General features: G+C 59.1%; 17 protein-coding genes. 9 read left to right on the top strand and 8 right to left on the bottom strand.

Features of this window, described 5'->3' with window-relative positions; genetic code table 11:
• Positions 1-888: 888 nt before the first annotated feature.
• From recA to murI, 4 genes are all read left to right on the top strand, one after another.
• Positions 889-1,956, top strand: coding sequence for a recombinase RecA (recA, locus tag EK16_RS09135; protein ID WP_038036493.1), 1,068 nt, complete (start codon positions 889-891; stop codon positions 1,954-1,956).
• A 632-nt stretch (positions 1,957-2,588) separates the two neighbouring features.
• A complete protein-coding gene (alaS, locus tag EK16_RS09130; protein ID WP_038036492.1) occupies positions 2,589-5,279 on the top strand; it encodes an alanine--tRNA ligase in 2,691 nt (896 codons plus the stop codon).
• Positions 5,280-5,492: 213 nt separating this feature from the next.
• Positions 5,493-6,308, top strand: coding sequence for an RNA methyltransferase (locus tag EK16_RS09125; RefSeq protein WP_051929170.1), 816 nt, complete (start codon positions 5,493-5,495; stop codon positions 6,306-6,308).
• 145 nt (positions 6,309-6,453) lie between these two features.
• On the top strand, positions 6,454-7,338 hold the full coding sequence (gene murI / locus EK16_RS09120) for a glutamate racemase (protein WP_051929169.1): 885 nt from the start codon (positions 6,454-6,456) through the stop codon (positions 7,336-7,338).
• Positions 7,339-7,382: 44 nt separating this feature from the next.
• On the opposite strand, the gene EK16_RS12000 is transcribed toward murI, so the two are convergent.
• Both EK16_RS12000 and EK16_RS11995 read right to left on the bottom strand, forming a co-directional pair.
• Positions 7,383-9,506, bottom strand: coding sequence for an ATP-binding protein (locus tag EK16_RS12000; RefSeq protein ID WP_081910442.1), 2,124 nt, complete (start codon positions 9,504-9,506; stop codon positions 7,383-7,385).
• Positions 9,503-10,789, bottom strand: a complete 1,287-nt coding sequence (locus EK16_RS11995; protein WP_081910441.1) for an SIR2 family protein — start codon at positions 10,787-10,789, stop codon at positions 9,503-9,505. Before EK16_RS11995 ends, EK16_RS12000 begins: the two co-directional genes overlap by 4 nt.
• 391 nt (positions 10,790-11,180) lie before the next feature.
• Here EK16_RS11995 and rpsD point away from each other — a divergent pair, with 391 nt between their 5' ends.
• Entirely contained in the window at positions 11,181-11,813 is a 633-nt protein-coding gene (rpsD, locus tag EK16_RS09115) for a 30S ribosomal protein S4 (protein ID WP_038036491.1), read from the top strand.
• Positions 11,814-12,016: 203 nt separating this feature from the next.
• Here rpsD and EK16_RS12300 read toward each other — a convergent pair whose 3' ends face one another.
• The 4 genes from EK16_RS12300 to EK16_RS09095 form a co-directional block, all read right to left on the bottom strand.
• Positions 12,017-12,496 (bottom strand): hypothetical protein, encoded by a 480-nt coding sequence (locus EK16_RS12300; RefSeq protein ID WP_156098551.1) that lies wholly within the window; start codon positions 12,494-12,496, stop codon positions 12,017-12,019.
• Complete coding sequence (locus EK16_RS09105) at positions 12,483-12,773, bottom strand: hypothetical protein (protein ID WP_038036489.1); 291 nt, start codon at positions 12,771-12,773, stop codon at positions 12,483-12,485. Before EK16_RS09105 ends, EK16_RS12300 begins: the two co-directional genes overlap by 14 nt.
• 68 nt (positions 12,774-12,841) lie before the next feature.
• Positions 12,842-14,122 (bottom strand): O-acetylhomoserine aminocarboxypropyltransferase, encoded by a 1,281-nt coding sequence (locus EK16_RS09100; protein ID WP_038036488.1) that lies wholly within the window; start codon positions 14,120-14,122, stop codon positions 12,842-12,844.
• Positions 14,123-14,382: 260 nt separating this feature from the next.
• On the bottom strand, positions 14,383-15,348 hold the full coding sequence (locus EK16_RS09095) for a cation diffusion facilitator family transporter (RefSeq protein WP_051929168.1): 966 nt from the start codon (positions 15,346-15,348) through the stop codon (positions 14,383-14,385).
• A 193-nt stretch (positions 15,349-15,541) separates the two neighbouring features.
• On the opposite strand from EK16_RS09095, the gene EK16_RS09090 reads away from it, so the two are divergent.
• Entirely contained in the window at positions 15,542-15,916 is a 375-nt protein-coding gene (locus EK16_RS09090; protein ID WP_038036487.1) for a hypothetical protein, read from the top strand.
• Positions 15,917-16,035: 119 nt separating this feature from the next.
• On the opposite strand, the gene EK16_RS09085 is transcribed toward EK16_RS09090, so the two are convergent.
• On the bottom strand, positions 16,036-16,386 hold the full coding sequence (locus tag EK16_RS09085; protein ID WP_038036485.1) for a hypothetical protein: 351 nt from the start codon (positions 16,384-16,386) through the stop codon (positions 16,036-16,038).
• Positions 16,387-16,686: 300 nt separating this feature from the next.
• On the opposite strand from EK16_RS09085, the gene EK16_RS09080 reads away from it, so the two are divergent.
• Positions 16,687-17,955 (top strand): L,D-transpeptidase family protein, encoded by a 1,269-nt coding sequence (locus EK16_RS09080; RefSeq protein ID WP_051929167.1) that lies wholly within the window; start codon positions 16,687-16,689, stop codon positions 17,953-17,955.
• Positions 17,956-18,104: 149 nt separating this feature from the next.
• Here the strand turns inward: EK16_RS09080 and parE are convergent, their stop codons facing one another.
• Positions 18,105-20,264 (bottom strand): DNA topoisomerase IV subunit B, encoded by a 2,160-nt coding sequence (gene parE / locus EK16_RS09075; RefSeq protein WP_081910454.1) that lies wholly within the window; start codon positions 20,262-20,264, stop codon positions 18,105-18,107.
• Positions 20,265-20,492: 228 nt separating this feature from the next.
• Here parE and EK16_RS09070 point away from each other — a divergent pair, with 228 nt between their 5' ends.
• Entirely contained in the window at positions 20,493-20,795 is a 303-nt protein-coding gene (locus EK16_RS09070) for a hypothetical protein (protein ID WP_156098550.1), read from the top strand.
• 205 nt (positions 20,796-21,000) lie between these two features.
• Positions 21,001-22,911, top strand: a complete 1,911-nt coding sequence (locus EK16_RS09065; protein WP_038036483.1) for a hypothetical protein — start codon at positions 21,001-21,003, stop codon at positions 22,909-22,911.
• Positions 22,912-22,914: the final 3 nt, after the last annotated feature.

The following is a 22,914-nucleotide window of genomic DNA, read 5'->3' as shown; positions in this document are numbered from 1 at the left end:
CGGCTAGGATGCTAACCCAAGCCCCCATTCCATGCGCCCGGCTCTCACCCCCAGCATCCGGCGCTTTTAAAGCGGACCGTATGACAGGTGAATGCCGGCAACCACCGCAACCGCAAGGACGAAGACCAAAGGAGGACATCGACCGGAACAGACAAAGGGCCATCAAGGTTCCACATCCGCGCGGCGATTTTGGCCCCCGCCGCACTTGCCAAGAAGCATCTTCCGGCCAGCCTGCCCCCGGCCAAGACACACCCAGGCCGGTCGGAAGACGCCAGAAGGCCCATGATGGCCCGGCGTGGCGAATCCGCATCATGGGCCTTCCACCTCAAGGCCGGCTTCCCGTTCAGGACCATCGTCTTCAGGGAAGCCGGCCTCTTTTTGTTTTGGGGGCTGTCTTAGACAAATAAATCAATGTTGCTTTATCTCATTGAAATCATGGCAATTTTTCAATATCCCAATAGCATGATTTTCAGGACTGAGAGAAGCGCCAATGGCGATTTTTCGCCATTGGCGCTTCATGACCATTCTTTTCGCAACTCATTGAATGTCAAGCATGAAACCGCTACGCGGCGGCCCACAGGGCCGTGCTTGACATTCAATGAGTTGTGGAACAGCAAAATCAGTTTTTATGACAACCCCTTGTTTTGTTTGATGCCGGAAATGGTTGCTCCGGATGATGCCCTTTCTCCTGCCGCTTTTTCTCAAAAGTCCGCACGGCCTCGCAAGGGGCATGGCCAGAGATGCCGTCTTCTCCCAAATGTTCGCTTATGTTCCTTTTTGTTCTTGATTTTAGGAGAAGCGCGGAACATAATGCGAATTGAAAGGGACAGAGATGCAGGCGCGCGGCGGCCCTTGCCCGTCGCTTGTGGTTGAGGGAGAATCACGGCAATGACACAGGCGAAACTGAAACTGGTCGAGACCACATCCATGGATAAGAAAAAGGCTTTGGAAGCGGCGCTGGCCCAGATCGACAGGGCCTTCGGCAAGGGCTCCATCATGCGGCTCGGGGAGAACCGGGCCATTGAGGTGGAGGCCATTCCCACCGGGTCTCTGGGGCTGGATATTGCGCTGGGCATCGGCGGGCTGCCCAAGGGCCGCATCATCGAGATCTTCGGCCCGGAATCCTCGGGCAAGACGACACTGGCGCTGCATGTGGTCGCCGAGGCGCAGAAGCGCGGCGGCATCTGCGCCTTCGTTGATGCCGAGCATGCGCTGGATCCCATCTATGCCCAGAAACTGGGCGTGGACGTGGACGAGCTGCTCATCTCCCAGCCCGATACCGGCGAGCAGGCGCTGGAGATCGCCGATACGCTGGTGCGCTCCGGCGCCATTGACGTTCTGGTCATCGACTCGGTGGCGGCGCTCACGCCCAAGGCGGAGCTGGAGGGCGAAATGGGTGATTCCCTGCCCGGGCTGCAGGCGCGGCTGATGAGCCAGGCGCTGCGCAAGCTCACCGCCTCGGTGTCGAAGTCCAACTGCATGGTGATCTTCATCAACCAGATCCGTCACAAGATCGGGGTGATGTTCGGCAACCCCGAAACGACCACCGGCGGCAACGCGCTGAAGTTCTATGCCTCGGTGCGGCTGGACATTCGCCGTATCGGCTCCATCAAGGACCGTGATCAGGTCATCGGCAACCACACGCGGGTAAAGGTGGTCAAGAACAAGGTGGCGCCGCCCTTCCGGCAGGTGGAGTTCGACATCATGTACGGCGAGGGCATCTCGCGCACCGGGGAGCTGCTCGATCTCGGGGTGACCGCCGGAATCATCGAAAAGTCCGGCTCCTGGTATTCCTACAATTCCGAGCGCATCGGTCAGGGGCGGGAGAACGCCAAGCGCTTCCTGCAGGAGCATCCGGAAATCGCCGACGAGATCGAACAGGCCATCCGCGCCAATGCCGGCATCGTTGCCGAGCAGATCATCAAGCCGGCCAGCGACGGCGGCGAGGAGACCTGACGCTCTTGTAACCGTCCTCTTTGTGGCCGTCCTGGTTGTGGCGGTTTCTTGTGGCGGCGTCTGTCTGAAGCGCGCCTTTCAGAAGGGTCTTTTGCATCTGCGGCCGGGGGCGTGCAGAGGGGCATGGTGCGTAAAGCGTTATGTGAACCATGGCTTATGGATGCATGGGGCGCGTTTTTGTGAGGCCTGAAGGCTGCCTGAAGGCGTCGGAGGGGTATGCTCCTCAAGAGGCATGCGGGCCAAGGCTGATCTATGCCCTTCCCTGCCCGGCCCTTCCGTTTTCAGGAAGCGGAAAAAGGTCTGCCGTCTCACCGGCGCGTTCGCCCTGGCCTTTCGTGATCCCGATCCGGCCCGTTCCACCGGTAATCAGGGATGGAGAAAGACTTTGGCGCTTCCTGCATTTCGCATGATGTCGGGCGCATTTCCTCTTGCCTGTTTCGGATGGAACGGTCATATCCTGTGGCGAAACAGCAGGATGACAGCCCCGGCCCCTCTTTGCGGTGCACGGTTTGCGCATGAAATGGCGTGAAGGCCTTAAGCGCACCGAAAGCCGAAAGGGGGGCATGGACATGTGACCTTTATCCAAGGTTTCGCGGTTCTTCCGGGGCAAGGACACAAGGGATGGCGCAAGCATGAGTGACGTGAAGACGGGAACCAGCGTCAACGAGATCCGGTCGGCCTTTCTCGACTATTTCCGCAAGGAGGGGCATGAGATCGTGCCCTCCAGCCCGCTGGTGCCGCGCAACGATCCCACCCTGATGTTCACCAACGCGGGCATGGTGCAGTTCAAGAACGTGTTCACCGGCCTGGAGACGCGCCCCTATACCCGCGCGGCCAGCGCCCAGAAATGCGTGCGCGCCGGCGGCAAGCACAACGACCTCGACAACGTCGGCTACACCGCCCGGCATCACACCTTCTTTGAGATGCTCGGCAATTTCTCCTTCGGCGACTACTTTAAGGAGCGGGCCATCGAGCTGGCCTGGACCCTGGTGACCCGGGAGTTCGGCCTGCCGGTTGAGCGCCTGCTGGTGACCGTCTATGCCGAGGACGACGAGGCCTTCAGCCTATGGAAGAAGATCGCCGGCCTGCCCGATGAGAAGATCATTCGGATTGCCGGCTCCGACAATTTCTGGTCCATGGGCGATACCGGCCCCTGCGGCCCGTGCTCGGAAATCTTCTATGATCATGGCGAACACATTCCGGGCGGCCCGCCCGGCTCGCCGGACGAGGATGGCGACCGGTTTGTGGAGATCTGGAATCTGGTGTTCATGCAGTATGACCAGATCTCGCCGGAAGAGCGGGTGCCGCTGCCCAAGCCGTCGATCGACACCGGCATGGGGCTGGAGCGCATCGCCGCGGTGCTGCAGGGCACGCATGACAACTACGAGATCGACCTGTTCCGCGCCATCATTGCCGAGATCGAGGCCCTGTCCGGCGTGAAGGCGGAAGGGGAAAAGAAGCCCTCGCACCGGGTGATCGCCGATCACCTGCGCGCCACCGCCTTTCTCATCGCCGATGGCGTTCTGCCCTCCAACGAGGGCCGCGGCTATGTGCTGCGCCGCATCATGCGCCGCGCCATGCGCCATATGGAGCTGCTGGGCGTGAAGGAGCCGATGATGCACCGGCTGTTTCCGGTGCTGAAGCGGGAGATGGGCGAGGCCTATCCGGAGCTTGTTCAGGCGGAGGCGCTGATTACGGAGACGATGCTGCTGGAGGAGACGCGCTTCCGCAAGACGCTGGAGCGCGGCCTGAAGATCCTCGAAGAAGAGGCGGCGGGCTTAAAGGCGGGCGATGTCTTCCCCGGCGAGGTGGCCTTCCGCCTTTATGACACCTATGGCTTTCCGCTCGATCTCACCGAGGATGCCTTGCGCGCGCGTGGCATCCGTGTCGATGTGGAAGGGTTTGAGGCAGCCATGGCCCGCCAGCGCGAAGAGGCGCGCAAGTCCTGGGCCGGCTCCGGCGAGGCGGCGGAAGAAGCCATCTGGTTTGAGGTGCGCGAGAAGGTGGGGGCCACGGAATTTCTGGGCTACGAGACGGAAAAGGCCGAGGGCGTGGTCAAGGCCATCGTCAGGGACGGCGCCTGGATGACCGAACTGAAGGAAGGCGAGGAAGGCGTGCTGGTGACCAATCAGACGCCGTTCTATGCCGAATCCGGTGGTCAGGTGGGCGATCAGGGCGTGATCCGTACCACGGAAGGCGCCATTTTTCGCGTCCGGGACACCCAGAAGAAGGCCGATGGCGTGCATGCCCATTACGGCAAGGTGGAAAAGGGTGTCATTCATGTCGAGGACGTGGTGGAGATGGAGGTGGATCATGCGCGGCGGGCGGCAACACGCCGGCATCATTCCGCCACGCATCTGCTGCATGAGGCCCTGCGCCAGGTGCTGGGCCAGCATGTGACGCAAAAGGGCTCGCTGGTGGCGCCGGACCGGCTGCGCTTCGACTTCGCCCATCCCAAGGCGATGACGGCGGAGGAAGTGCAGAAGGTGGAGGATCTGGTCAACGCCGTCATTGCCCAGAACGACGAGGTGATCACCCGCCTCATGGACATCGAGGAGGCGCGGCGCATCGGCGCCATGGCCCTGTTCGGCGAGAAATATGGCGATGAAGTGCGCGTTGTGGCCATGGGGCGGCAGCCGGAAGGCACCGGAAACAAGGAGACCTTCTCCATCGAGCTGTGCGGCGGCACCCATGTGAAGCGCACCGGCGACATCGGCCTTCTCAAGATCGTCTCGGAAGGGGCGGTGGCTTCCGGCGTGCGCCGCATCGAGGCTCTGGCCGGTGATGCTGCTCGCGCCTATCTCGAGGCGCAGGAACGCGCGCTCAACGAGGCGGCGGCCCTGCTCAAGACCAAGCCGCAGGAGGTGCCGGAGCGCATCGCCGCGCTGCTGGAGGAGCGCAAGAAGCTGGAGCGGCAGCTTGCCGATCTCAAGAAAAAGCTTGCCATGGGCGGCGGCGCCGGCGAGGAGCCGGTGGAGGAGATCGGCGGGGTGAAGGCCATGCTCAAGATCGTGCAGGACATTCCGCCCAAGGAGCTGCGCGGGCTGGCCGACGCCGGCAAGGCCAAGCTCAAGTCCGGTGTGGTGGCGCTGGTGGATGTGGTCGACGGCAAGGCGGCGGTTGTTGTGGGCGTCACCGATGATCTCAAGGACCGGATCGACGCGGTGGAGCTGGTGCGGGCGGCGGCGGCCAAGCTCGGCGGCAAGGGCGGCGGCGGCCGACCGGATCTGGCGCAGGCGGGCGGGCCCAACCCCGACGGCGCCAAAGCGGCGCTGGATGCCATTCGTGAGCTGATCGCAGAAAAGGCCAAAGCGGCGGCTTAAACCCCTGATGCCTGCCTTTTGGCCCTGAACATGGCGATCGTCCGGATCGCATGTTGCGGCCGCTTGATCTGATCGCGCGGACAGCTGCGAAGGGGTTTTATCAACGCCCTTTAATGCGCGGGCTTTTTGAGATTGCGACGGCGTTGAAGGGCCTTCTGGGCGTAACGAGGCTTAAAAGCAGCGCCTGTTTGAGTGAGCGAACGGACGGGACGGATGAGCAAGAGCAAGGCGCCCGAACGCTGCGCCGATGAGGCGCCAGTGGTCATCCTCGTCAATCCGCAGCTTGGCGAAAACATCGGCACCGCGGCGCGGGCCATGGCCAATTTTGGGCTCTCGAAGCTGCGTCTGGTCGATCCGCGCGATGGCTGGCCCAATGAACGGGCGCGCAAGGCGGCCTCAGGCGCGGACTGGATCATCGATGGCGCGGACGTTTTCGAGCGGCTGGAGGATGCCATTGCCGATCTGCATCATGTCTATGCGACAACGGCGCGCCCGCGCGGCATGACCAAGGCGGTGATCACGCCGGAAGAGGCCGGGCGGGACATGCGCGCGCGCGTGCAAAGGGGACAGCGGCTGGGCATCCTGTTCGGCCGCGAGCGCTGGGGCCTGACCAATGATGAAGTGGCCCTGGCCGATGTGATCATCACCGCGCCGGTCAATCCCCGCTTCGCCTCGCTCAATATCGCGCAGGCGGTTCTGCTTGTCGCCTATGAATGGTATCGCCACGAAGGGGCTGAAGCGCTGGGCATGGAGACCGATGAGGCGCCGGCGCAGACACCGGGGCTGAAGATGCCCGGCTCGCGCCCGGCGACCAAGGCGGAGCTGATCGGGCTTTTCGAGCACCTGGAAGAGGCGCTGGATGAGGCGGACTATTTCAAGTCGCCGGACATGCGGCCGGTGATCGTGCGCAACTTGCGCAACATGCTGCACCGCGCCGAACTTTCCGAGCAGGAGGTGCGCACCCTGCGCGGCATCATCCGCACGCTTTCCGGCCTGCGCAAGAAGCGGGCCGGTGCGGCATCGTCCTGAATGCCGATCGGCCGCACGAGACACGGCGGACGGGAAGGCGGGCTCACCTGCGGGCGCTTTGCGGGCCTGAACGCACACTGCACGGTTGCGGGTGAAAAAACATCGCGTGCAACTTGGGCTTTGACAAGACGCAAGAAGAGCACTCATGCCGGGGCGTGCGCGCATACTTGTTTTCGATTCCGGGCTCGGGGGGCTGACGGTGGCGCGCGCCTTGCGCACCCTGGCGCAGGAGCGCGGCCAGCCCATTGCCCTGTTCTATGCCGCCGATCCCGCCGGCTTTCCCTATGGCGACTGGCCGGAAGATCGCCTGCGTCAGCGCATTCTCGATCTCATGGCGCGGCTGATCGAGGAGGTGCGGCCCGATGTGGTGGTCATCGCCTGCAACACGGCGACGGTGACGGCGCTGGAGCATCTGCGCGCGCGCTTTGATGTGCCGTTCGTGGGCACGGTGCCGGCCATCAAGCCTGCGGCCAACGCCACGCAAAGCGGCATCATCGGCGTTCTGGCCACGCCATCCACCATCCGCCGTGAATATACCGAGCGGCTCATCCACACCTTCGCCTATCACTGCGACGTGATCCTGCACGGCGCGAAAAATCTGGCGGCGCTGGCCGAACGGCATCTGGCCGGCGAGAGCGTGCCGCAGGATACCTTGCGCGCCGAAATCGCACCTGTCTTCGTCTCCCGCCCCGACGGCCGCCGCACCGACGTCGTGGTGCTGGGCTGCACGCACTATCCGCTGTTGCAGGCGCAGATCGCCGCACTTGCCCCCTGGCCGGTACAGATCGTGGACCCTTCCGCGGCCATTGCCCGTCGCGCGCTTGAAGTGGCGACGGTGAGCACGGAGGCGGATGAAAGCCAGGGCGCACAGGAGCAGCCGCCCGTTGCCTTCATCGCCACAAGCGGTGCGGAGAATGATGCGGCAGTCATGGTGCAGGATGCCTGTCTGACGACCATGCCGGACAGACTGGTCAATATCCTCACCGGCGAGGGCTTTCGGCCGCGTATGCTTTCCAAGGCACCCGTTTAGAGCTCCCGCGTTGACAAGCTAGCGACGTAGCACAGATCGAATTTTTAAGAATTTTTTCCACTTTCTTGTTCCCATGATTTGGCTATAACTTGCCAGTCAGGCCTTGCTACAGCTTTTCCTACCCATACATCCCAGAATTTCGGATCGTCTGAGCGTGGCCTTTGATTCTTTTGCAGGTCACGAATCCGTACGAGCACGGGGTTAGGAACGGCCCAACCAAGTAAAATCGCTTGTTGTGAAGGAAGAGTAGGAAGCTCTCCTAGAAGCCCGCCAAGAGCATCTGGAACAAGCCGACGGACAAGATTTTGATCAACGTCATTCACAATGCGGTGAAGCAAGAAGGAATTACATTGTGCCAAGACGGTTGGAGATAGTTCCGATGGACGTTGCGAAGCCAGTACAAGTCCTAGGCCGAATTTTCGGCCTTCCCTAGCTATCCGTTCAAATATTTGGCGGCATAGATTGGCAGCTTGTTCATTTGCGCCAACATCAGCATCCTTTCTTACGAAATTGTGAGCCTCATCCAAAACAAGAACAGTGGGGAGGGGACCATCATATTTTTTTATGTGATATTGTAATGCTTGAAATACAATCCTTGCGATGACAGCTATGGTAATGTGGATAACGTCTGAGGGAACAAGAGAAAGGTCCAATATGGTAAGAGGTGCATTATTATCTTCGCTGCCCCCCATGAGTTCTGAAAGCCATTTATCAAATGATTCTGCTCCATCTGTATCAATTATTGGCCTAAGTCTTGAATCACTTAGCATCACTCGAATGCGATTAATCAGAGGCTCAACATTACTAAGGGCTTGCCCTCCCATTGCCATTGCCACATCATGAATACGATCAGGGAGATCAGCAATGTCAAATCGGATTGGCGCATCTTCGCTCATTTTTTCCTTTGTGGAAGTAGTCGGGAATTCATTTACTACCTTTTGTAGTTCCGCTAAAATATTTTCCAAGTCTAAAGCCTGAAAGTAATTGTATCCATATTTTCCTTGCGGCTTGCTGTAGTGCTTTTTGTCATGAATCTGGCAAAGATTGGGGTAAATACTCTCTATAGCCTCTCGGAGATCAGTAGTGTCATCTCCATATGCAGAAAGTTTTTCTATATCTTTACTCATTGAATCAATTAAGCCTTTTAGCCGCTCCCCAAAATTCATATTGTCTCGAAATTCTCCAAGGCTTTGTGGAAAGTCAGCATAAATTTTTTCTATTTCTTTGATATGACCACGGTAGCGCCTTATTATTCCATTTTTCAAGTTGTTGGCAGACGAATCAGCCTTTCGTAATTGGCGCAGTGTGTCTAGCAAGATAGGACGCTGTGTGCCAGGCTTTGCATCGGTGAAGGCCGCCCATTCCTGCCCATTCCATAACCAACCTGGCACTGTCAGCGGTTTCGCGCCATCTTTACCGCCGACAGCAAACCGTCTTACAGACAAAGTGCCGTCAGTAAATGCATGAGAATACTCTCCATTGGGGTCAAGAATTATGAAACGGGCATTGATTGGTTGATCTTGCTCTTCTTTTTCCGCTTTTTTTGGCAATTCGGCAGCCACGCCTTCTAACGACCATCGAATTATGCCAGCAACAGAACAGGACTTACCGCTACCTGTGTTGCCCAGAATCGCGAGATGCCGTCCGAAAAGTTTGTCTGGATGCACCCAAACATCGGCATTATTAGCAAAAGGGGCGCTGCCAATCCGGATTAGACGGTCTTCCGTCTTTGCTTCTACGATTGAGCGCAGTTGTTCTGCTGTGGGGAGGAGGACAGGGTCGCCAACGGACGGTAGTACCGTAACGCCGCGTTCAAGGGAATAGAGGTGCTGGCCCTTGTCATCGTATCCTTCGCTCGACAAAGTGCCAAACGGGATGGCAATCACATTTCGGGCAGGAAATGGAAGGTCAACTAAGCTCTCGTCGTGCTTGTCAGAAACAGGCTTTGAGCGTTGGATCGAAATTTGTTTGATAACCGCAACAACGGCGCCAGATTCGTTTGGAATCAGGACATAGGCGTTTATACGCGGAAAGCCTGTAGGCGATCCGGCATTCAGTGCGGTAACTTGTGGCGTCTCGGGGAATAGACTGATGCGCAGTTCTTCTGCCGTTACAGTTTCCACACGTCCCACTGAAAGCATGCCAATGTGTTCGACAATCGTAGTCATGGCTTGCTTCCGTTCTCCTGCGGGTTCTCGGGTGTGGCTTTATTACGCCTTTCAATAAGTTCGCCCATTCGGAACATGAGTGGATCAATAGCAGGTTTGGGAAGGTAATATTTTACCAAGTTTTCAATATTGCCAAAATGTTTTCCAATTAGCAGTGTAATTTGTTGTTTTCTTCCAAAGCGTGAAATAAAGGAGTTAATTCGCTCATGTGGTTTTTCGCTATATGCGATAATCACAAGATGGGTTGAAGGTATAGTCAACATATCTCCAATTATTCGATTAATATGGTCATCTCCAAATCCAAAGCCATATGTTACGAGCACGCTATTAGGCCGGCAAATTGCCGAGGAAAAGTCACGAAACAGGTCAGCATAAGGAAAAGCCGTAGTTTCGATGTCTTTCACAGCGTTTGGATAGATTATGACAGAATCGCTTGGGCTACCAGGTATTGCTGGGTGTTTGTGGTCGGCTCCAAATGGCAAGCCAGTGCGGTATAGGCGTGGCTTTTCATACCGCCAATCAAGTGAGCCATGAAGCTTTGTGAAATGGACTACGCCCTCCAAATGTCGAGGTTCGCCTCTGATGCCAGGAGGTGTGTAATGCATATCCACTTGCAAGCGTGATGACCTGAACTCTGGGTCAAGCACTCCTACAAAGCGATCAATGACACGGAGTCCGGCAAGGTCGCAGCCGTGTTCGATGAGGCGGTCATAGTTTGTGGTGAAGATGTGCAGTCGCTCTCGTGAAGCGGCCCTGCTGGCAAAACTCATCAGGAATGAGACAAGAATATCTTTGGGGGTCAGGCTGCCATCGTCCGGCATGTGATCAAAGTGGTCTTTAATGCTTTTCTCCGTGGTGAGCACTCCCTTGATGAAATTGGCAAGGGCATTATCAATAGCTTCCTTCCATTTTGTGGCGTCAGAGTGTTCTAGTATCTGTAAACCAGCTAATAGCGAGAGCGCTGCCGAAAGCTCATCCTCTATATTGGCGCTACCTCTTCCCAGATTTTCTGCCATCTTTTTTGCATGAGCCATAACTTTGTCTTGATACGGACATCCTTCAAATACAGAGCCTTCCATGCTTGTTGGGGTGCCGCCTGCGTACTTGGCAACACCGGTGGTGAAGCCGTTTCCTAGCAGAAGCGAAAGGTGTTCAGATTGAAATACGGCCGAAAGCCAAGGTTCAATCCGCTTTCTCCAGTCGTTAGTTTCTTTTTCGGGAGTAACTGGTGTATGAAGTTCGCCATTAATAAATACGATGTTATTACTGTCCCAATTTATCATGATATGGAACTCCGTATGAGAATCTATCAAGAGTGTAACAGGTTGGACAAAATAGGCAACCGCTGCCTGTCGAAAGGCTGGGATACTTTTACGTGGGCAGTCAATGCTTCTGCGAATGAGTTAGCATCTAGAGCGCTTGACGTCGCATTTGGCGTGGCGTAGAAAGCCCAAGCACAAGGCTTGTGGGCCTTTGTGGTGTCCGCTCGCGGGTGCGGTCAAGCTGATTTATTCCTATTATGGCCGCGTCCTGTTCCGGGGCGAGAGCGCCGGGAGGAGAGCGGGCGAGATGTTCGAAAGGTGGGGCTAACGCATTGCACGGATGCGTGGCCGCGCCTTTTTGCATTGATGCTTTCGACCATTTGGTCGCAGGCAGTTAAAGAGGATAAACACCATGGCCAAGAAGAACTCTGGCAAGAGGCATCAGGCCAAGTACAAGATCGATCGTGTGCTTGGCGAAAACCTGTGGGGGCGGGCGAAAAGCCCCGTCAACCGGCGTGATTATCCGCCCGGACAGCACGGGCAGCGCCGGCGCGGCAAGCTTTCCGACTATGGCATCCATCTGCGCGCCAAGCAGAAGCTGAAGAAATATTACGGCGACATCACAGAAAAGCAGTTTCATCGCACCTATCTGGAAGCGGCGCGCATGAAGGGCAACACGGCCGAGAACCTGATCGGCCTTCTGGAGCGCCGCCTGGATGCGGTGGTCTATCGCGCCAAGTTCGTGCCCACCATTTTCGCGGCGCGGCAGTTCGTGAACCACGGGCATGTGAAGGTGAACGGCCGGCGCGTGACCATCCCCTCCTATCGCGTGAAGGAAGGGGATGTGATCGAGGTGCGCGAAAAGTCCCGCGAGATCCCGATGGTGCTGGAGGCCATCGCCTCGCCGGAGCGGGACGTGCCGGATTACATCGAGGTCGATCACAAGACCATGACCGCGAAGTTCTTGCGCGTGCCGCAGCTTTCGGATGTGCCCTATCCGGTGCAGATGGAACCGCACCTGGTGGTGGAGTTCTACTCGCATTGATGCAGCACCAGATCCTGCGGCCCTCTTCTTACGGGCCGCGAGGAAACGACGCAACACAGCGGCTCCGGCGAACAGGCCGGAGCCGTTTTTTTCATGTGGCCTATACGGGGGAATGATCCGAGACGTCTTCCGGCCAGGGGCTTCTTTGGCCAGAAGCAGCAGCTTTTGTCGATGAACCTGATGAGGGGCGCAGAGAAAGAGCTTCAGCGCTTCCTGAGAATGACCCAGGCGGCAAATGCCCTGCGATGTTTCAGTTCGAGGTTCTGTTTGTCGATCATGGATATGGCCGTTTTGGCCTGAGAAATAGCTTCTTCTACATCACTGCGCAAAAATCTTGCGAATGGATCATAATCTGCCTCGTGGCGCTTTTCTTGAAGTTGAGAAAATATAGAACAAAATTTTCTCACGTTCTGGGGGAATTCCTTTTTGAAGTATCCTTGTGTACACCTGTCTTTTGTAAAGCCGTGTTCCACAGAACGATAAACCTGACGCCAAGTCTCACGAGCCTCTCTCGTTGTTCCTGCAAAAGCATCTGCACACATGCGGCACAAGGCATGGAACACGGCATAATAAGCTGTTGAGATGGCCCTTCTTAAACTGGCTTGCCGTGGTCGCCCTCCTTCTCCTGCCGTCTTCAGGATCTGTTCAGCCGTTTTCACAAGTTCCTTATCAAGCCGCTTCATTTTCCGCCTCGGACGGAGTCATGAATGTGAAAATCGGAAAACGCACCTCGAATCCTTCCGCGGCGAGTGCATCCATTACCGCATCCCACAAGTTTATGGTCTTCTCCGTCTCCAGCTTCTCGTCATCGCTGGCCAGGATAATGTCCACGCGATAGATGGGATCGCCGTAGTGATCCTCGCTTTCGCGCACGCGCACCTCGCGGATCCGCGCAGGCTTTAAGGTGTCCTCCACGGCCTTGCGAATGACGGCATCCCGTCTTTCCGTATCGGTTGTCATCGTCGGCGTATCCTTCAAGCGCACTGAACAGGGGGTTGATGAAATCATAGCCTCCCCTGAAGGTGGTGTCACGCCATGGCCTGATCGAGATCGGCGATCAGATCCTCCGGATCCTCAAGGCCAATGGAAACACGGATGACTTCCGGCCCGGCGCCGGCAGCGATCAGCTGTTCCTCCGTAAGCTGCGAGTGCGTGGTGCTGGCGGGATGAATGATCAGTGAGCGCACATCGCCAATGTTGGCAAGATGGGAGAAGAGCTTCACGGAATTGACTAGCTTGACGCCAGCGTCATAGCCGCCCTTCAGCCCGAAGGTGAAGACGCTGCCAGCCCCTTTCGGGCAGTACTTCTGATGCAGTGCGTAATAGGGGCTGGACTTCAGGCCGGAATATTTCACCCAGGCGACGCGATCGTCCTGTTCAAGCCATTCGGCCACCTTCAGCGCGTTGTCGCAATGGCGCTGCATGCGCAACGGCAGGGTCTCCATGCCGGTGAGGATGAGAAAGGCATTGAGCGGCGCAATGGCAGGCCCGAGATCGCGCAGGGAAAGCACACGCGCGGCAATGGCCAGGGTGATCTCGCCGAAGGTTTCATACAGCCGCAAGCCCGCGTAAGAGGGGTTGGGATCGGTGAGCATGGGATAGCGATCATCGGCACCCCAGTCGAAATTGCCGCCGTCGACAATGGCGCCGCCCATGGAATTGCCATGCCCGGCCATGAACTTGGTCAATGAATAGGTGACGATGTTGGCGCCGTGCTCGAAGGGGCGGATGAGATAGGGCGTGGCCATGGTGTTATCGACGATGAGGGGCACATGCGCCTCCTCCGCCACCCTGGCGATGACCTCGATATCCACGATCTGACCCGATGGATTGGCGATGGATTCGATGAAGATGGCCTTGGTCTTTTCTGACAGCGCCTTGCGGAAGCTGTCCGGATCATCGGCATCGGCCCAGACCACATGCCAGCCAAAGGCATGAAAGGCGTTGGTGAACTGATTGATGGAGCCGCCATAGAGCTGGCGGGCGGCAATGAACTCCTCACCCGGCTTCATCAGGCAGTGAAAGACCAGCATCTGCGCCGCATGGCCCGAGGCCACCGCCAGCGCCGCCGTTCCCCCCTCCAGCGCGGCGATCTTAGCCTCCAGCGCCTCCTGGGTGGGGTTCATGATGCGGGTGTAGATGTTGCCGAATTCCTTCAGCGCAAAGAGTCGGGCGGCATGCTCGGCATCATCAAAGACGTAGGACGTGGTCTGATAAATGGGGGTGACCCGCGCCTTGGTGGCCGGATCCACCTTCTCTCCCGCGTGAATGGCCAGTGTGGCAAAGCCGGGCGTCTTTTCCTCGCTCATGGCGGCTTATCCTCCCCTCCTCTAAAGAGCTTTGCGACCTTCAAGCGCCGCGCCCTTGTGTTGTAAGCTTTCATGCAAAGGTGCTCTTCTGGCCGAGAGTATCCCCGCCGGCAGACAGGGGCAAGACAGGCGATGGATCAAAAGGCGCTCGGGTTCACAGGGCGTGCAAGGCCTGACGTGATTACGCAGCCCCCCTCCCCCGCCGCATCCCGTGCATGAAAGGAAGGGGCAAGGCCATCAGCCAGAGGTTTACGGCGTCCTTAAAAGTGCGTGGACGAAGCGGTTTCATCGGCAACTTCGGGCGCGCCGGTGGCGGTGGGGCTTTCCTTGTCCTGCACCTCGATGTAGATGCGGCGGATCTGGGGAACGGCCTTGCGAATGGCGGCCTCAAGCCGGCCGATCTCCTCCTCGATGCGGCCGCCGCGCATGTCATCCGGCACGTCGATGGACATGGCAAGCAGAATGTCATCCGCCGCCAGATGCATGGTGCGCAGCTCGTTGATGGAATCGACAACCGGGGAGCGGCTGGCGATCTCACGCACGGCCTTGATGATGCGGGGCGCGGCCGTTTCGCCGATGATCAGGGCCTTGGTCTCGCGGGTGAGAAACAGGGCAACGCCCGCCAGAAGCAGGCCGATGGCGATGGAGGCCACACCGTCCAGCTGCGGCATATCAAAAAGCTCTGCAGCGGTGACACCGAAAAGGGCGATGAAAAGGCCGGCCATGGCCGCCATGTCCTCGAACAGCACCACGAAAACGGCCGGATCCTTGCAGGCGCGGGCCGCTTCCCAGAAGCCGCGTCCGCCACGCACACGGGAGAATTCCTTCCAGGCCACATAGAAGGATCCGCCCTCAAAAAGGATGGAAAAGCCCAGTACCACGTAATTCACCCACGGGCTTTCCATGGGCTTGGGATGCAGGGTCTTGTGAATGCCTTCGTAAATGGAGACACCGGCACCAATGGAGAAGATGAGCAGCGCGACAACAAAGGCCCAGAAATAGATCTCGCGGCCGTAGCCGAAGGGATGTTGCGCATCGGCGGGGCGGCGCGAGCGTTTCAGGCCATAGAGCAGAAGCACCTGATTGCCGCTGTCAACCACGGAATGGATCGCTTCCGACAGCATGGCCGAAGAGCCGGTATAGGCGGCGGCGGCAAACTTGGTGAGCGCAATCAGCGTGTTGCCGCCCAGCGCCGCCAGAATGACCTTCAAAGAACCGCTCGCCATGATCGCACAACCGTGACTTGCCCTCTTGCCCACTTTGCGGCGACTATAGGAGGGAAGACCGCCTGCGGCAACCGCACGGCAGACATATCCATATCGTGGCAAAAACGGGGGCAAGGCGATGAATGCGATCAAGAGGAAATGCAATGCACTGAGCGGGCTTTCTGGGGCAGCTTGCGGCAGAATGCGGGGGTTCATGTGCAGTGCTGTGCTCGCCTGTGTCGCCGGCTTTGCTCTGGCTGCGCAACCGGCGCTGGCGGGCAAGGCGGACGTGGTTCAGGCCCGGGCGGTGTCAACGGCGAATAACACCTGGCGCTTCGATGTGACCGTGCGCCATGAGGATTCCGGCTGGGATCACTATGCCGATCGCTATGAGATCCTGAGCATGAAGGGGCGGGTTCTGGCCACGCGCGTGCTTGCCCATCCTCACGTGAACGAGCAGCCCTTCACCCGCTCGCTCTATAATGTGCGCATCCCCAAGGGCATCAAACGTATCCGCATCCGCGCCCATGACAGCCGCCACGGCTATGGCGGCAAGGAAATCGTGCTGACACTGCCCCATGGCCGCTGAGCCGCCGAAAGGCCGCTGTGGGATGCGCGTGCGTTCCTGTTCCCGGGCCCGTGCTGATGACAAACGCAGGGTATGGGGCGCTGCGCAAGATCAGGGGCGATTGTGTCAGCTCATGCCTTTCATGCCTTCTTTTTCTGTCCGAGGCGCAAAAGACCCTGAATGATCAGCCAGGCGCCGATGCTGGCAAGGCCCAGCTTCCAGAAAGCAACAAGAATGAATTCAAATTTGCTGGCATCACCGAAATTGATGGAAGGGCTTGCTCCCAGCAACAGTCCCATTCCCTGTGCGGCGAGGAAGAATATGCCGATGGCCAGCGTGACGGCACTGGTCCAGCGTGCCCATGTCCGCCACTGATGGCCGCCAATGACCACAAGAGCCAGTGAGGCCAGAAACGACAGGGCCGCAAGCCATACAAGCGGCTTCATGAACGGCATCATCATGGTCATGATGTCGATCAGAAACGATTTCATGTTCCCCCCTGCCTCTTTTGCAATGCTCCCTGGAACCAAGGTGTATCCGGATCCTTCCCGCTGGCCGCAACCGCTACTATATGAAGGTGGCAAAGGGGTGGCAATGCGCCATCGCCCCCGGCCCGCCGTGAAATCGCCATGGCCGCGCAGGATGATATTTCACCGAGGTGTGTGTGGCGTGTGCTTTCGCAAGCTGCTAAGCAGAAGGAGCATGAGGTCTGTGGCTAGGCCTGTATGTCAGGCCGGGTGCGCCGGATCAGGCGGGTGTGGTTTAAAGCAAAGGCGATGGTGTGATCAGGCATGAGTGAGCTTTCCCGCAGACAGGTTCTGGCCGCAACGGCCGCAGCTTTTTCCGCTTTGGCGCTGCCCGATGCGGCAGCTTTTGCCCGGTCCAACATCATCACCAATTTCAACCGCGGCCGGCCGCGCGCCTGGACGGTGACGAAGATCGTCACCGAGGAAGACGGCATCTGGCCGATGGTCTCCGCCTCCTCGCCGCGGCTGATGGAAGAGGCGATCGCCCGCTATGATCTCATTTCGCGACAGGGCGGCTGGCCGCGCATTCCGCGCCGCCTCTATGCGGGAACCAAAAGCAAGGCTGTGCGCATCCTGCGGCGCCGTCTGGCGATGGAGGGCTATCTGCCCCGCAACGCCATTTCCTCCAAGCGTTATGACCGGCAGGTGGCCCAGGCCATCTTCCGCTTTCAGCGCAACATGGGGCTGAAACCCACCGGGCATGTGGACCGGCCGACATTGAAGGCACTCAACATTTCCGCGGAGGCGCGGCTGGAAACGCTGCTGGCCAACCTGCCGCGCATGGAATGGGCGATTAAGGGCGTGGCACCGCGGTATATCATCGTCAACATTCCCGCCGCACAGCTGGAGACAGTGGAGAACGGACGCGTCTATTCCCGGCACAATGTCATCGTCGGCATGCCGGACAGGCCAAGCCCTTCCCTGATTTCAAGGATTTCGGAGCTGAACTTCAATCCCTACTGGAACGCGCCGCTTTCCATCGTCATCAAGGACATCATCCCCAAGGCGCGCAAGGATCCATCCTTCCTCAAGCGCATGCGCATCCGCGTGTTTGATGGCTACAACGGCCCTGAAGTGGATCCTGAAAGCATCGACTGGGACAATATCGATCCGCGGCGCTATCACTTCCGCCAGGATCCGGGGGAAGGCAACGCCATGGCCTCGGTGAAGATCAACTTCCCCAACATCTATTCCGTTTATCTGCACGATACGCCCACGCCGCAGCTGTTCACGGAAAGCGCCCGCTATTTCTCCTCGGGCTGCGTGCGCGTGGAAAAGGTGCACATCCTCACCGAATGGATCCTGCGCGACACGCCGGGATGGGACCGCGAACGCATCCGGCAGGTGGTGCAGTCGCGCGAGCGGGTGGACGTGAAGGTGGTCAATCCGCCGTCTCTCATCATCGGCTATTTCACCGCCTGGGTGACGGGAGACGGCTTTGCCCACTTCCGTGACGATATCTATCGCCTTGATGGCACCGGTTTCGTGCATGGCCAGCCAAAGCCGGTCATGGACACCGCGCGCCAGGGCTGAACAGCTCCCTGCCCTTTTGGTGCTCATCGGGCTGCAACGCATGGACTTGTGGCCAGAACCCTGCCTCATTCTTCGCGCCGACCTCCCCCTATCAGGGGAAGGTGAGGACCATGCGCCCTTCCAGCCTGTCTTACGCGGCCTGGCCTTGCTCAAACGTCCAGGGCGTCTTCGTCGACGAATTCGGCTCTCTCCTGGATGAAGGCGAAACGGGCCTCGGCCTTGTTGCCCATCAGGCGGCGGACGACATCATCGGTTTCCTCGCGCTCTTCATCCAGCACCACCACCTTCAGCAACGTGCGCTTTTCCGGATCCATGGTGGTTTCGCGCAACTGGGCCGGCAGCATCTCGCCCAGGCCCTTGAAACGGGAAATCTCCACCTTGCCGCGGCCGGTGAAGGCCTCGGCCAGCAGCTTTTCCTTGTGGGCATCATCGACGGCATAGAGGGTCTTGCCGCCCTGGCTGAGCCGGTAAAGGGGCGGCACGGCAAGATAGAGATGGCCGTTTTCGATCAGCCCCGGCATCTGGGTATAGAAGAAGGTGATGAGCAGCGAGGCGATGTGGGCGCCGTCCACGTCGGCGTCGGTCATGATGATGATCTTCTCGTAGCGCAGGTCCTCCTCGCGATACTTGCGGCCGGTACCACAGCCCAGGGCCTGAATGATGTTGGCGATCTCCTGATTGGCGGCGATCTTGTCGCGGGAGGCGCTCACCACATTGAGGATCTTGCCGCGGATGGGCAGGACGGCCTGGGTCTCGCGCCGCCGCGCCTGCTTGGCGGAGCCGCCGGCGGAATCGCCCTCAACGATGAACAGCTCCGTGCCCTTGCGGTCCCTGGCGGTGCAGTCTGCCAGCTTGCCGGGCAGACGCAGCTTGCGGGTGGCGCTCTTGCGGGCCACGTCCTTCTGACGACGGCGGGCCAAGCGTTCATCGGCGCGGTCCTGCACCCATTGCAGGAGCATCTCGCCCTGCTTGCGATGGGTGGCCAGCCAGTGATCGAAATGATCGCGCACCGCATTTTCGACAATGCGGGCGGCTTCCGGCGTGGAGAGGCGATCCTTGGTCTGGCCGACGAATTCCGGCTCGCGGATGTAGACGGAAAGCACCGCACAGGCGGTGGCAAAGATATCATCGGCCGTGATCACCTGCGCGGCCTTCTTCGCCCCGATCATCTCGGCAAAGCTTTTCAGGGAGCGCAACAGGCCGGTGCGCAGGCCCATGACATGGGTGCCGCCATCAGGCGTGGGCACGGTATTGCAATAGGCCTGAACAAAGCCATCGGCATCCCACCAGCCAATGGCCCATTCCACCCCGCCATGCTTCCCGGGCTCGCCCACGCGGCCGGAGAAGATTTCCTCCACGATCCGCTCGCGCCCGGGTGTGGCGAGCCGCTCCTGCACATAGTCCTTCAGACCGCCGGGAAAGTGGATCTCGGCCCGGGCGGGAATGCCGGCCTTTTCGTCCAGAAGCGCCGGATCGCAGCGCCAGCGGATTTTCACACCGCCGAAGAGATAGGCCTTGGCCCGGCTCATGCGATAGATGCGGGCGGGATCGAAGCGGGCGCCATCCCGGAAGATCTCGGGATCGGGTTTGAAGCGCACGCGCGTGCCGCGGCGATTGGGCGCTGCGCCAACCTCCTGCAAGGGCCCAAGCGGCTGGCCCCGTTCAAAGACCTGACGATACAGGCGGCGGGACCGCGCCACCTCCACCTCCAGACGCTCGGAGAGCGCATTGACCACGGAAATACCCACACCATGCAGGCCGCCTGAGGTCTCATAGGCATCGGAATCGAACTTGCCGCCGGCATGCAGGGTGGTGAGGATGATTTCCAGCGCCGACTTGTCGGGAAACTTGGGATGGGGATCAACAGGAATGCCGCGGCCGTTGTCGGTGACGCTCAAAAAACCGTCGGCATCCAGCTCCACCTCGATGACACTGGCATGGCCGGCGATGGCCTCGTCCATGGCGTTGTCGAGCACCTCGGCAAAGAGATGATGCAGCGCGCGCGCATCGGTGCCGCCGATGTACATGCCGGGGCGGCGGCGCACCGGCTCCAGCCCTTCCAGAACCTCGATGGCATCGGCCGTATAGCCCTCCTCGCCGCGGGCGGCCCTGGCCCTGGTGCAGGAAGGGGTCGCGCCAGTGTGCGCGCTTGCGCTCTTACTGGCGGAGGCAGCGGCACGCCGGGCGGGTGGCGCCTGTGTGGCCTTTATCCGTTTCGGTGCCGCGCCGGAGGACCCTGCGGGCTTTTTGCCCGCGCTTTTATGGCTTGGCGGGTTTTTCGGTTCGGGAAGATCAAAAAGATCCTTCATGCTCAGACACATCCCGTTCATGCCGCCCGCACAGGCTTTGTGCAGGCGCCGCCCTTGGGCGAAAGTGTGCGAATCGCCCCGTATTGGTCTGGAAGTATGGCAGATTGGGGCAAAAAAGGATAATCTCGCATGAAAGGCAACCCCATGGCGCGCATGCCGCATTCAGGAACGCCATGGGCAAAGCATGATGTTCGGGGCACTTTGCGGGGCCTGCGCGAGGATGGAACCATGATGAAACGGACGATCATCTCCCTGACAGCGATGGCAGGGCTTGCGCTTGTCAGCTCCGCACTTGCGTGGGACAAGGGCCCGGGCGATGCCACCGATGCCATCTATGATCAGAAATCGGTGCACACCCGCTATCCCGGTGACAAGGCCTATTCCTTCGGCACGGTCCATGTGCGCGGGCGCAAGAAGATCCCATATGTGGAACGCTGCCAGTGGACCTATCAGCGCGGCATTTTCGGCCTGCCGCGTGGGTTCAAGTTCACCTGCCGGCGTTATACCCTCGAGAACACGCCTGAACGCTGAACAGCTGAAATGACGCGCAACAGGGGCACAGAAGGGTGATCCGCCTGCGGAGTGCCTAAAACACCCGGTGAAGAGATTTCTGCGCGTCAAGGCATAAAAAGGAGCGTATTAAACGCACCCTTAACGGGCGGGAGCCTACAACCTTTCCCGGAAAGAGGATCAGCACGGCTCACTGAAGCCGTGTGCAGATCGCGGGAGAGAGAACATGGCTCTTGCCGATATCGAAAAGGCCATAGCGAAACGGTTTTCCCATCCCTGGCTGAAGCGCATCCTTGGCCATCCGTTCACGCCGATCATCCTGACCTGGCTGGTAACCAGCGCCTATATGCTCTATGCGCATTATGATGCGCTTTTCACCTCCTTGAACGACACGGACGACGCCTTGCGTCTCGTCGAGATGCAACATTTTCTCGACGGGGCCGGCTGGTATGACATGCGCATTCCGCGCATGAATCCGCCCGAGGGGCTGGTTTCGCACTGGTCACGCCTGATCGATGCAGGGCTTGCCGGGCTTTATCTGTTCCTATCGCTGTTTCTTTCTCCCGAGAAGGCCCTGTTGTGGACGCGGGCGCTCTGGCCACTTCTGATGCTTCTGCCTGCCATTGTCGGCATCTTCCTCATCGTGCGCCGCTTCGTGGGACGCGCCATCGACAAGGAGCTGGCGCTGCTGCTGTTTCTCGCCGGCATCCTCCTCTTTCAGTTCTTTCCTGCGCGCGTGGATCATCACAATGCGCAGGCGGCCCTGCTGATGCTTGGCTGGGGGCTCGTGCTCTGGGCCGACCGTTGGCCTTTCGCTGCATGGGCAAGCGGCTTTCTCATTGCCATGGATCTCGCCATCGGCTTGGAGATTGCGCCCTACGCCCTGGGGGCTACGACGGTTCTGGTCGTGGGATATGTGTTCGATCCCGCGCGTTTTGTTGTGCCACTCCGCAGACATGCGCTCACTCTGGCAGGGAGCATGGTGATCTTCCTGCTGCTGGCGCTGCCGCCTTCGCGCTGGAACGAGACCGCCTGTGATGCCCTTGCGCCGAATTATGCCTTTCCGGTGGCGTTGACAGCCCTGTTGCTTGCCGCCCTCACTCTCTTCGCGAAACACCTGAGGACGCCATGGCTGCGCCTTGCCGGCATGGCAGCGGCGGGAGCAAGCGGCCTTGCCCTGCTGATTGCCATGGATCCCTCCTGCCTTAAGGGGCCATTTGCCCATGTCGATCCGGCCGTGCGGCCAATCTGGCTGGATCACGTGAAGGAAGTGCAGCCGATCTATGCGGACCCGTGGGAAAACCTCACGCTTCTCGTCCTCTATCTCTTCTGGCCGCTGCTGATGATGGTGATCGTCTATAGAACCTGGCGGCCGCGTTTTCTGGCGCGAGACATCTTTCGCTGGGCCCTGATTGCGGTGGCCCTTCTGGCGCTGATGCTCGGCCTGTTTTCCGCACGGCTTGCGCCCTATGCCCTGATGTTCTTTCTGCCGCTGATCGGAATCAGCATGGCTCTCATGCCCAAGGTGAAAAAGCATCCGGCGCTCGTCCTCGGCCTTTCACCGCTCGCACTCACCCTGGTGGTCAGTTTGAGTACGGAGGCCATAAAAAATGCCACGCCTGAAAACGCTTCCAAGGCGGCCAGCGCCAAGGAAGCCAGCAAGAAAAAAGACAAGCGTTCGTGCATGAACATCGATACGGTGAAAAGCCTCAATGCGGCACCGAAAGGTCTTATCCTGACGCACAGTGATTTTGGCCCTGCCATTCTGGCGCTAACACCCCACAGTGTGGTGAGCGGCCCCTATCACCGGATCGACAAGGCAATTATTGCAACCAGCCGCATGCTCACCGCGGAAGCGGATGCCGCCTATGCGATGATCAGGCAACGAAACATCGATTACGTGCTTTATTGCCTCAAGGTGCAAATTCTGGCGCCAGGCGGGAAAAAGCCGGGGGAGAAAGCCCTGTGGGTTCGTTTAAGCAAGGGAGATGTTCCAGCCTGGCTCAAGCCCGTTCCGCTGAAGGGCAAGGACAATCCTCTGCGGCTCTATCGTGTCGTGAAGAGACACACCGCACAGAAGGGCTCAGACGCTTCTCTGGCGCAAAAGCCCCCTGCCCTGCGTCAGGGCCTGCACTGATCG

It is taken from the genome of Thermopetrobacter sp. TC1 (assembly GCF_000746275.1).
Lineage (GTDB): Bacteria > Pseudomonadota > Alphaproteobacteria > Rhizobiales > Aestuariivirgaceae > Thermopetrobacter.
This window is presented reverse-complemented; position numbering and strand designations above follow the sequence as displayed.